The sequence below is a fragment of the uncultured Rhodococcus sp. genome (assembly GCF_963525155.1).
GTDB lineage: Bacteria > Actinomycetota > Actinomycetes > Mycobacteriales > Mycobacteriaceae > Rhodococcus_F > Rhodococcus_F qingshengii.
In genome coordinates this window covers 1-11522 of sequence record NZ_CAURKP010000164.1, presented here as the reverse complement: position 1 = coordinate 11522, position 11522 = coordinate 1, and the positions used below count along the sequence as shown (strand labels likewise).

9 protein-coding genes are annotated in these 11522 nt (G+C 63.4%); 2 read left to right on the top strand and 7 right to left on the bottom strand.

The window, feature by feature from the left end:
- Both hisS and RWT78_RS23735 read right to left on the bottom strand, forming a co-directional pair.
- Positions 1–1184: histidine--tRNA ligase (gene hisS / locus RWT78_RS23740; RefSeq protein WP_314681371.1), on the bottom strand; the 1184-nt coding region annotated here is incomplete at its 3' end.
- Between the two features lie 15 nt (positions 1185–1199).
- A complete protein-coding gene (locus RWT78_RS23735) occupies positions 1200–1880 on the bottom strand; it encodes an MBL fold metallo-hydrolase (RefSeq protein WP_007732970.1) in 681 nt (226 codons plus the stop codon).
- Between the two features lie 195 nt (positions 1881–2075).
- On the opposite strand from RWT78_RS23735, the gene RWT78_RS23730 reads away from it, so the two are divergent.
- Positions 2076–2957 carry a peptidylprolyl isomerase gene (locus tag RWT78_RS23730; protein WP_314681369.1) on the top strand — a complete coding sequence of 294 codons (882 nt, stop codon included), beginning with the start codon at positions 2076–2078 and terminating at the stop codon, positions 2955–2957.
- Complete coding sequence (locus RWT78_RS23725) at positions 2957–3769, top strand: peptidylprolyl isomerase (RefSeq protein ID WP_370333875.1); 813 nt, start codon at positions 2957–2959, stop codon at positions 3767–3769. Before RWT78_RS23730 ends, RWT78_RS23725 begins: the two co-directional genes overlap by 1 nt.
- 52 nt (positions 3770–3821) lie before the next feature.
- Here the strand turns inward: RWT78_RS23725 and RWT78_RS23720 are convergent, their stop codons facing one another.
- The 5 genes from RWT78_RS23720 to secD all read right to left on the bottom strand — a co-directional run.
- The gene (locus RWT78_RS23720; RefSeq protein ID WP_314681367.1) at positions 3822–6233 is read right to left on the bottom strand and encodes a RelA/SpoT family protein; all 2412 of its coding nucleotides are present in this window, start codon (positions 6231–6233) and stop codon (positions 3822–3824) included.
- Between the two features lie 98 nt (positions 6234–6331).
- Positions 6332–6910, bottom strand: a complete 579-nt coding sequence (locus RWT78_RS23715) for an adenine phosphoribosyltransferase (RefSeq protein ID WP_007732962.1) — start codon at positions 6908–6910, stop codon at positions 6332–6334.
- On the bottom strand, positions 6907–8637 hold the full coding sequence (locus tag RWT78_RS23710) for an ABC transporter substrate-binding protein (protein WP_003943316.1): 1731 nt from the start codon (positions 8635–8637) through the stop codon (positions 6907–6909). The genes RWT78_RS23715 and RWT78_RS23710 overlap by 4 nt, the downstream gene beginning before the upstream one ends.
- A gap of 2 nt (positions 8638–8639) precedes the next feature.
- Complete coding sequence (gene secF / locus RWT78_RS23705; protein WP_007732958.1) at positions 8640–9863, bottom strand: protein translocase subunit SecF; 1224 nt, start codon at positions 9861–9863, stop codon at positions 8640–8642.
- Positions 9860–11522: protein translocase subunit SecD (gene secD / locus RWT78_RS23700; protein WP_399552184.1), on the bottom strand; the 1663-nt coding region annotated here is incomplete at its 5' end. The genes secD and secF, both read right to left, overlap by 4 nt.

Genomic DNA, 11522 nt, shown 5'->3' with positions numbered 1-11522 from the left:
ACAACGCCCTCTTCGAGTTCACGCTCGCCGAGAACCAAAGCGATTGCGGCACCCGAACGATCAGCTGCCTTCATCGAGCCCTTCACACCACGGTTTCCGTACGCCAGGTCGACGCGAATCCCATTGGCACGCAACTGATGTGCGATCTTCACCAGTGCGGCCTTCGCCTCGGCACCCATCGGTACACAGAAGACGTCGACACGCGCCGGTGGCGCAACTGACTTGCCCTCGGCCTCGAGCGCGAGAACCGTGCGGTCGACGCCGATTCCGAACCCGATGCCCGAGAGCGGCTGTCCACCCAGCTGTTCCATCAGACCGTCGTAACGACCACCACCACCGATTCCGGACTGCGCACCCAGTCCGTCGTGCACGAATTCGAAGGTTGTCTTGGTGTAGTAGTCGAGGCCGCGGACCATGCGCGGGTTGACGACGTACGGAACGCCCAATGCGTCCAGGTGCGCGAGCACCTCGTCGAAGTGCGCCTTGCAGCTCTCCGACAGGTGATCGAGCATGAGCGGTGCGCCGGCCGTCATCTCGCGTACATCCGGGCGCTTGTCGTCGAGCACGCGGAGCGGGTTGATCTCGGCGCGTCGACGCGTGTCCTCGTCGAGCGGGAGTGCAAAGAGAAACTCCTGCAGCAGTTCGCGATACTGCGGCCGGCAGGTGTCGTCACCGAGAGAGGTGATTTCGAGGCGGAAGCCGTCGAGCCCCAACGACCGGAATCCGGCGTCGGCGATCGCGATGACCTCAGCGTCGAGCGCGGGGTCGTCGATCCCGATGGCCTCGACGCCGACCTGCTGCAACTGGCGGTAGCGACCGGCCTGCGGGCGCTCGTAGCGGAAGAACGGGCCCGCGTAGCTGACCTTGACCGGCAACTGTCCACGATCGAGGCTGTGCTCGATGACCGCACGCATGACTCCGGCGGTTCCCTCGGGACGCAACGTCACCGAACGGTCACCGCGGTCGGCGAATGTGTACATCTCTTTGCTGACGACGTCGGTCGACTCACCGACACCGCGAGCGAACAGGCCGGTGTCCTCGAAGATCGGCAATTCGATGTGGCCGTATCCCGCCAACCTCGCGGCGCGCGTCAAACCGTCACGAACGGCGACGAATTCGGCTGACTGCGGCGGAACGTAGTCCGGAATGCCCTTGGGTGCAGAGAAGGTGCTGGCTTTACTCACGAGAGGTACTTTTCCTTATTCTTGTGCGCTGAGTCCAACGAGAAACGGATTCGAGCTTCGCTCGGCGCCGATCGAACTGTTGCCGCCGTGCCCGGGCAGGACCACTGTCTCGTCACCGAGTACCAATAGCTTGCGGGCGATCGAAGCGAGCAACTGCTCGTGATTTCCGCCGGGCAGGTCGCTGCGCCCGATGGAACCCTGGAACAGGGTGTCACCGGTGAACGCCAAATCCACGGGCCCGCTCTCGGTGTTCGCCTGGGTGCGGAACACCACCGATCCCTGCGTGTGCCCGGGTGTGTGGTCCACGACGAACGTCATTCCGGCCTCGGTGATCTTGTCTCCGTCGGCCAGTTCGATCACCTCGTCCGGCTCCACGAACGTCATGCCTTGAATGAATTCCTTCATCGTCGGGCCGATCCCCCGTGCCGGATCGCTGAGCATGTAGCGATCCTCGGGATGGATGTACGCGGGTACGGAATACCGCTCACAGACCTCGCGGGCCGACCACACGTGATCGAGATGACCGTGCGTCAGGAGGACCGCCGTGACCGACATGTCCTTGGAGTCCAGATATTCGAAGAGCGGCTCAGCTGCATCCTGACCCGGATCTACGACTACGCACTCGCACGCGTCGTCCTGAGCGAGTATGTAGCAGTTGGTTTGGAACATCCCGGCCGGAAAACCAGTGACGAGCACGGGGGCAACTCCTCTTCGAAGGGTGGAAACAAACAACACGCTGTCGGTTACAGCCTAAGCTGCTGCCCCGCCAGTAAGTTCTCAGGTTGCAATGGGAGACTCTGACGACGAGTAGAGCCGCTTGCCGAAGCCGACCCCCAGGGTGTCGCTCGGCCGGCCGACCACGATCCACCCGCGATACGGAGGACTACAGCAGTGCCGAGTAACGAGCAACGCCGCGAGGCGGCGAAACGCAAGCTCGAGCGTCAGCTCGAACGTCGCGCAGAACGTGCCCGCAAGCGCAAGCAGATGACGATAGCCGGAACTGCGCTCGGCGTGGTCGTCGTAGTCGGCGTCGTCGGTGGACTCATCTGGCTGAGCAACCGCAGCGACGACGACGCGAACACCACCAACACTGCTGCCGACGACTCGAGCCTCACGCCACAGACCGCGGGTGCAATGCCGGCCGGTCTGTCGACGCCACTGGCCGACACGGTTTCCTGCTCGTATCCAGCCGACGGCGCTACCGCGTCCAAGGCCAACAACCCTCCCCGTACCGACGGGATTCCCACCACCGCGCCGGACGCGACGCCGAGCATCAGCGTCGAGACCTCGCAGGGAAACATCGGGCTCACACTCGACGGAACAAAGTCTCCGTGCACGGTCAACAGCTTCGTGAGCTTGGCGCAGCAGGACTACTTCAACGACACCACCTGCCACCGCATGACGACGAGCCCCTCGCTCCAGGTGCTGCAGTGCGGTGACCCGTCGGGCACCGGCACGGGCGGACCGGGCTACGGATTCGACAACGAATTCCCCACCACGGCGTACTCCACCACCGACCCGGCAGCGCAAGAGGCCGTCACCTACGCGCGCGGCACGGTTGCGATGGCCAACACCGGGGCACCCGGTAGCAACGGCAGCCAGTTCTTCCTCGTCTACGGCGACTCACAACTCCCCCCGCAGTACACGGTTTTCGGCACGATCGACGAAACCGGGCTCGCCACTTTGGACAAGGTCGCGGCCGGCGGATCGACGCCAGAGGGTGACGGCAAGCCGAATCTGACCACCGACATCAAGACAGTAAGGCTCGACTGATGCGACGTAATCCTGTGATGCGCTTTCCTGTAGTTATTGCCGCCGCAAGCGCCGCGGCGCTGCTTCTGGCTGGTTGTTCCAGTGATTCCGGTAGCTCGGACTCGCCGTCCAGCACCTCCAAGGCGAAGACGACAACGGCTGCCATGCCGCCGCTCGACATGTCACAGTTCGACGCACTCCCGCCTGTCCCGACTCCGGCCTCGGCGACCGTCGACTGCTCGTACCCGAGCGCGGCGGGTGCAGCAAAAACCGTGAATCCGCCGAACTCCACGGGTGTGTCCACCGAGGGAACCGTCAACGTCGCGCTCACGACTACGGCCGGCCCGATCGGGATGGAACTGAACCGGGCGGAAGCCCCCTGCACGGTCAACAGCATCGTGAGCTTGACCGAGCAGAAGTACTTCGACGACACCCCGTGCCATCGACTCGTCACCACACCCGGTCTACAGATCCTGCAGTGCGGCGATCCCTCGGGCAAGGGCACGGGCGGACCAGGCTACGGCTTCGACAACGAGTACCCGACCACTGCCTACCCTGCTAACGATCCGGCACTTTCCTTGCCTGCCGTCTACCCCCGCGGCACGCTGGCAATGGCCAACTCGGGTAAACCGGGCAGCAACGGCAGTCAGTTCTTCCTCGTCTACGAGGATTCGGTCTTGCCGCCCAACTACACGGTCTTCGGAAAGATCGACGACGCCGGCCTGGCGACGATCGAGAAGATCGCGGCCGACGGCGACGACGGTGGCATGGGAGCAACCGGCGGCGGTGCACCCAACACCCCGATCACCATCGAGACTGCAGTAGTCGCCTGACCCCCTGTGCGCCTTTATTAACCGCCCGCGGTTAATAAAGGCGCACAGCAGTTTACGAGGCAGAGGTCACGCGGTAGACGTCGTAGACGCCTTCCACGTTACGAACCACGTTGAGAACATGACCCAAGTGCTTCGGGTCGCCCATCTCGAAGGTGAACTTGCTGATCGCCACCCGGTCGCCGGACGTGGTGACCGAGGCCGACAGGATGTTCACCTTCTCGTCTGCCAACGCCTTGGTGACGTCGGAAAGCAACCGATGACGATCGAGCGCCTCTATCTGGATCGCGACCAGGAACACCGATGTCGCTGACGGTGCCCATTCGACGTCGATGATTCGCTCCGACTGATCGTGGAGCGAGTTGGCGTTGGTGCAGTCGGTACGGTGCACGCTGACCGCGCCGCCACGCGTGACGAAGCCCAGAATCGAATCGCCCGGTACCGGCGTGCAACACTTCGCGAGTTTTGCCACCGTGCCCGGTGCTCCGGGAACCAGAATTCCGGAGTCACCCGTACTGCGGGTGCGCACCGGCATGGTCGACGGCGTCGAACGCTCGGCCAGTTCCTCCTCGACGGCGCCGACGCCGCCCAGATGAGCAACCAGTCGCTGCACGACGTGGTGCGCCGACACCTGACTCTCGCCTACGGCCGTGTACAACGCCGAGACGTCGGGATAGCGAAGTTCGTGCGCGATCGTGCTCATCGATTCGGCATTCATCAACCGCTGCAACGGAAGTCCCACACGGCGGACTTCCTTCGCGATCTGATCCTTGCCGGACTCGAGCGCCTCTTCGCGACGTTCCTTCGCGAACCACTGCCGGATCTTCGCCTTGGCACGCGGCGAGACGACAAACGTCTGCCAATCTCGGCTCGGCCCGGCGGTGGCAGCCTTCGACGTGAAGACCTCCACCACTTCGCCGTTTTCGAGAGTTCGTTCCAGCGCGACCAGTCGGCCGTTGACCCTGGCACCGATGCATCGGTGCCCGACCTCGGTGTGCACGGCGTATGCAAAATCGACGGGAGTCGATCCGGCGGGCAACGTGATGACGTCGCCCTTCGGCGTGAAGACGAAGATCTCCTTGACCGCGAGGTCGTAACGCAACGATTCGAGGAACTCCCCCGGATCGGCCGCTTCACGTTGCCAGTCGAGTAGCTGACGCATCCACGCCATGTCGTCGACCTCGGCGATGTCGCCCGCGTGCTTGCCCTTGGTCTCCTTGTACCGCCAGTGCGCGGCGATACCGAACTCGGCGGTCCGGTGCATGTCCTGGGTCCGGATCTGGACCTCCAGGGGCTTGCCTTCCGGTCCCACGACGGTGGTGTGCAGCGACTGGTAGACGCCGTAGCGCGGTTGTGCGATGTAGTCCTTGAAGCGTCCGGCCATCGGCTGCCACAGCGAGTGGACAACACCGACCGCGGCGTAACAGTCACGCACTTCTTCGCACAGAATGCGCACGCCGACCAGATCGTGGATGTCGTCGAAATCGCGGCCCTTGACGATCATCTTCTGGTAGATCGACCAGTAGTGCTTGGGCCGGCCCTCGACGATGGCATTGATCCGCGAGGCGGACAGAGTCGAGTTGATCTCGGCGCGGACCTTGGCCAGATAAGTGTCTCGAGAGGGCGCGCGATCGGCGACCAGTCGAACGATCTCGTCGTACTTCTTCGGGTGCAGGATCGCGAACGAAAGGTCCTCGAGTTCCCACTTGACGGTCGCCATTCCGAGCCGATGCGCAAGTGGCGCAATGACTTCGAGAGTCTCACGCGCCTTACGTGCCTGCTTTTCGGGCGGCAGGAATCGCATCGTGCGCATGTTGTGCAGACGATCCGCAACCTTGATCACGAGCACGCGAGGGTCCCGCGCCATCGCGATGATCATCTTGCGGATGGTTTCGCCCTCGGCTGCGGTGCCCAGAACGACCTTGTCGAGTTTGGTGACGCCGTCGACAAGGTGAGCGACCTCGTCACCGAAATCCTTGGTCAACTCTTCGAGTGAGTAACCGGTGTCCTCGACGGTGTCGTGCAGAAGGGCTGCGACGAGGGTAGTGGTGTCCATACCCAACTCGGCCAGAATGCTTGCGACGGCCAACGGATGCGTGATGTACGGATCGCCGGACTTGCGCCGCTGGCTCGAATGTCTGTCCTCGGCGACGTCGTACGCACGCTGGAGCAGCGCGAGGTCGGCCTTCGGATACAGCTCACGGTGGAGGCTGACCAACGGCTCGAGCACCGGGCGGATGGTGGCGTTGCGCTGACCGGTGATGCGTCGAGCAAGCCGAGCGCGCACCCTACGGGAGGCGGAAGCGGGCACGGCCAGATTCTGCCCACCCCGATTGCCGGTAGTTTGCGCAGATCCCGAATCGTCGGGCACCGCTGACTTCGATGGTGTCGTCTCCGGAGCCGGAACTGCACCCGACTCCTGCGACACTGCACCCGAGTTCTGTGATCGATCAAGATTCGACGTCATGTCGCCACCTCCTACCACCGAGTTGGTTGAGGCAACCGCCCTGCATCGGGTAATTGCCCTGGAGGTCTAACTCGACCCCCAGGAGACAACTTTAATACTCAGACCTTCACCAGTGATGTCAGTGGGTACTTCAAGAAGCGATCTCGACCGCGCAGTTCCTCGATCTCGAGCACCACTGCGACGCCGACGACGTTCGCTCCACCCAACTCGACCAACTGTACAGCCGCCTCGAGTGTCCCTCCGGTAGCCAGAACGTCGTCGATCACCAGAACATTCCGCCCGGTGAGATCGAAGCCGTTTGCGGGAATCTCGAGAGTCGAGGATCCGTACTCGAGGCTGTACGAACGAGAGAGCACCGGCGGCGGCAGTTTGCCGACCTTCCGCACGGCAACGACTCCCGCACCCATCTTCGCGGCCGCACCGGCACCGAGCAGGAATCCACGAGCATCGACGGCGGCGATCGTGTCGGCGTCCGGAGCACAGGCGACAAGGGCATCGAGCACGGCCCCGAACCCCTCGGCGTCGGCGAACACCGGAGTCAGATCGGCGAACCGAACACCGGGACCGGGAAAGTTGTCCGCCCAGCGGGTCAGCCGAACAACGGCGTCCCCGGCAGCCCGGTGGATTGCGATCAATTCTTCAGTCGTGTGCAAGGCAACACCATTCGAGACGCTCATCTGCGTAGTACCCATCTGTCCATGTTCCAGCCGGTAGCGGCCCGAGTCGGATTGACCAACACTGCCGACATGCCTGGAGCTACAGCGACAGTTCGTAGTTGATTGAACAGTGGAATCGTAGGCACCTGGGTCCACAGGATGTTCTCCGCCTCCACCGAGAGTCCCAATTGCGCACTCGTGCTCGCATCCACGTTCAACTGATCGATGATCTGATCGATCCTGGCATTTCCGTACGTACCGAGGTTTGCGCCGTTGCCCGATCGCAGCGCTCCGCGCGCGTCGATCATGCTCGCTGTTCCGCCTGCGCCGACTTTGCCTGCCATGCCGGAGAGCACGGCGTCGACTCCCCCACTCTGCAGACTCGCGGGATCGAAGCTGTCGCTACTTGCGTCCTCGACCGTGATTCCCGCCGGAGCACACGCGGCTTTCGCTTCGGAGACGATCTGCGCCCGCACCGGGTCCGGTGCGAGGTACCCGACCCGGACGGTCAACTGGTCGAGGTCGGCTTCCGACAACGACGTCTTCGCAGCCTCGATGTCGGCATTGGCGTACCGATCACCGTCGACCGCAGCGGCGTCGCTGTAAACGAGTGAATCCGGCGCCATCAGTCGCGAATCGACCACGCCGGAACCCAGACCCGCCTGCGGCGCATTCTCCGTCTGCCCGAACTTCTCGAACAGAGTCGTACGCGGAACACAATGCGCGAACGCTCGACGGGCGGCTTCGTCGCCCAGCGAACCAGAGGTCGCGAGAACGAACTGCTCGATCGACCGCGACGGAATCTGTTGGACGTCGAACCCGGACGGAGTACCGAGTTCGCCAGCCGAGCCGGAAGCGACGTCGACTACCTCGATCGAGTTCTTGTCGAGATCCTCGGTCAGATTCACACCACGTGGCCAGACGACGATGCGATCGGTCGCAGGCTTGTTGCCCCACCACCGCTCGTTCGCGACCAGCACCAGGCCGTCGTCGGTACTGTACGAGTCGATTCGATACGGACCAGCGGAGGGCAGTACGGAGGTGTCCACCTGACCTGGAGTCAGGTTCCACCCGGTGTTCCAGAAGTCCGCGATCTTCGACAACGCTTCGGTGTCACCGGCATTCACCGCGCTCACCACGTCGCTGACACCCGTGCGCTGCGTCACGACGTGTGAAGGCATCAACGCAGTCGCACCGAACAACGACCGCCAATCGGTGAACGATCGCCCGGGTTTGAAGAACACCGTCGCGTCCTTCGCCCCGCTCTGGCAGTCGATCCGGTCGATGTCCGCGTATCCGAGATTGTTCGCCGTGTCGAACATGGGCTTCACGGCACCATCGACGTCTTCGGTGAACTTGCCACTCGACGCCGCCCAGGTGAGGACGAGATCGTCACAGGACATCGGAATCCCGTCGGAGTACACGGACGCCGGATTGAGCTTGTACGAGACCGTGAGCACGTCACCGGGCAACTCAGACGCCGTTCCGATGTCGGTGTCGGAGACAGGTGCTCCGGCCGGGCCGGTGAACGTGAAGCCGGGAAGCACCCGGCCGAACGCGGCCATCGCCCCGGACACCGATCCAGCTGTCGTGTTGGCGTTGTACGTGGAGATGGAGTTGTCGATGGCATATCCGATGGACGGAACCTGCTCGGCGCTTTCCGAGCAGGCCGCCAACGAACCCGCAGCCACAGCGGTGGCCGCAACGAACGTCATCGATCGAACCAGTGTGCGTGTTCTTGGGAGCATGTTCAGTGCCCCTTCTTGTTTCGCTTTCCGGTCGGCCGCGCACCCGGCTGCGGAGCAACCGGCGCACGGCGTGCAACTGGTGCGCCGACGGCAACCGTCTGCGTACCCTTCTCGGCCAGCGTAGCCCGGCGCGAGAGCACCTTACGAGTGTGCGCGGCAACGGGTCCCCAGCGTTCCTTCATCGACACCAGGAGCGGCGTCGCGAAGAAGATCGAGGAGTACGCACCCACGATGATGCCGACGAGCTGAACGAGCGCAAGGTCCTTGAGTGTGCCGACGCCGAGCATCCAGACCGCGACGACCATCAGAGCGATCACCGGGAGCACACTGATGACGGTCGTGTTGATCGATCGCATCAAGGTCTGATTCACCGCGAGGTTGGCCTGCTCGCCGTACGTCCGGCGCGTCAGATGCAGAACACCGCGGGTGTTCTCTTCGACCTTGTCGAACACCACCACGGTGTCGTACAGCGAGAAGCCGAGAATGGTGAGCAAACCGATCACCGTCGCGGGTGTCACCTCGAAACCGACGAGCGAGTAGACGCCGGCGGTGACGATGATGTCGAAGAACAACGCGACGATCGCAGCTACCGCCATGTCCCGCTCGAAGCGGATGGCGATGTAGATACTCACGATCACCAGGAACACAATCAGCGCGATCAGCGCCTTCTTGGTGATCTGGCCGCCCCAGGTTTCACTCACGTCCGCAAAACTGATGGCTTGCGCCGACGGGTTCCCGTTCTTGTCCTTGGGCTGGAACTCGTCGAAGAGCGCCGACTGAAGATCGTTGATCTGCGTCGCGTTCAACGTCTCCGACCGGATCTGCACGGTTGCGCTGGCACCCGAGCCGACTGTCTGCACGCTGACCGGTTCGAACCCGAGCGTGTCGGAGTAGACGGTTTCCACCGCCGACGTCTCGACTCCGCCCTCGGCCGGGAACTGAATGCGTGATCCGCCTTCGAAATCGATACCGAAGGTGAAGCCGCGCAGGATGATGCTCAGCAGCGCAATGGCGACCAGAGCGCCGGTCAGTCCGTAGTAGAAGCGACGCTTGCCGACGACCTCGAACGCACCCGTTCCGGTGTACAGCCGCGAGAGCCAGCTGTGCTTGGGCATCGCGCCCTGATCGACGCCTGAGTCGGTGATCTCCGACCGGGCCGCCGCATCGGCGGATTCGGCGGCGGAACTGTTGGTGGACCCCACCGGGGAGTTGTTGGACTCGCTCATGCTCGTGTCTCCTTAGCCGACGCAGCGGCGGCAACCTTACGTTCGCGGGCAACCTCTTGCACTGCGCCGAGACCGTTGACGCTGGGCTTGGACCAGAACGCCGAACGGGACGCCATGCTGACCAGTGGCCACGTCACGAGGAACACGACAATCACGTCGAGAATGGTCGTCAGACCCAAGGTGAAGGCGAAGCCGCGCACCTGTCCGACCGCAAGCACGTACAGAACTGCGGCGGCGATGAAGCTCACCGCGTTGCCGGAAAGAATTGTTCGGCGTGCTCTTGCCCAACCGCGTGGCACCGCCGAGCGGAAGCTACGGCCCTCACGCATTTCGTCCTTGATGCGTTCGAAGAACACGACGAACGAGTCGGCGGTCATACCGATACCGATGATCAGACCAGCCATGCCGGCCAAGTCGAGCGTGAAGCCGATGTATCTGCCGAGCAGAACCATGATCGCGTAGACCATGACTCCGGAGAGAATCAGCGACAACGCCGTCAGAACGCCGAGCATGCGGTAGTAGACGAGGCAGTACAGCAGAACGAGAACGAGACCGACCGCGCCGGCGATCAATGCCGCCTGCAGTGAGGCCAGGCCGAGCGTGGCCGAGACCGTCTCGGCCTCAGAGGCTGCGAACGAGAGCGGAAGCGAACCGTACTTCAGTGTGTTGGCAAGTTCTTTGGCACTCTCGGCAGTGAAACTGCCCGTGATCGAGGTGGCGCTACCCGCAGGCGTTGCACCTTGAATCGTGGGAGCGCTGACGACCTTCGAGTCGAGCGTGAACGCTGCCTGCTTGCCGATGTTGGCTGAGGTGAACTCGGCCCAGGTGTTGCTGCCGGTCGTCTTGAACGAGAGGCTGATCTCGTGGCGCGACTGCTGCGAGTTGAAGACCGAAGACGCGTCGGCAATCTCCTGTCCGTCGATGATCGAAGGACCGAGGAGATAGATGTTCAGTCCGTCTTGCGAGCAGGCGACCAGCGGCAGGGTCGGGTCGTCGTTTCCACGGAGCGGATCCGCGACGGAGCAGTCGAGGTTCGCCACTGCTTGCTGCTGCACTGTCGGATCGCTGCTCTGCCGGAGGGCGCGCGCTGCGGCGATTTCCGCTGCTGCTGCGTCGCCTTCGTCGGTGCCGTCGCTCGGCGCGTCCCCGGTAGGGGCCGGAGTCGTTGTCTGCGGCGCGGGCGTTGCCTCGGGAGTAGTCGGGTCCTGAGCCAGGAACGGACGGTTCTGCGGCGTCTGCGTCCCGTCAGCGGGTGCTTCGGGGGCCGGTGCATCAGTGGCCGGAGTTTCGGCCGCCGGCGCCTCAGGCGTAGCTGTCCGATTCGCGTCACGGGTGGCGACGTCGATCGAACCCGTCACCGGGCGGATGTACAGACGAGCGGTCTGGCCGAGCGAGCGAGCCTGCGCACTGTCGTCGCCGGGAACGGTGATGACGAGGTTGTCACCGTCGACAACGACCTCGGAACCGGAAACGCCGAGACCGTTGACGCGGGTCTCGATGATTTCCTGAGCCTGCTTGAGACTGTCCTGACTGGGAGCGCTGCCGTCCGGGGTACGAGCGGTCAACGTGACGCGCGTTCCACCCTGCAGGTCGATGCCGAGTTTCGGCGTGGCCGACTTGTCTCCAGTGAAGAACACCAGGGCATACAGTGCCACTACC

What these genes read in the sequence shown, in the direction of transcription:
- RWT78_RS23715 (WP_007732962.1), bottom strand. Translation starts at nt 6,910, where the DNA reads ATGAGCGTCTCGAATGGTGTTGCCTTGCACACGACTGAAGAATTGATC.
- RWT78_RS23720 (WP_314681367.1), bottom strand. Translation starts at nt 6,233, where the DNA reads ATGACGTCGAATCTTGATCGATCACAGAACTCGGGTGCAGTGTCGCAG.
- RWT78_RS23710 (WP_003943316.1), bottom strand. Translation starts at nt 8,637, where the DNA reads ATGCTCCCAAGAACACGCACACTGGTTCGATCGATGACGTTCGTTGCG.
- secF (WP_007732958.1), bottom strand. Translation starts at nt 9,863, where the DNA reads ATGAGCGAGTCCAACAACTCCCCGGTGGGGTCCACCAACAGTTCCGCC.
- RWT78_RS23725 (WP_370333875.1), top strand. Translation starts at nt 2,957, where the DNA reads ATGCGACGTAATCCTGTGATGCGCTTTCCTGTAGTTATTGCCGCCGCA.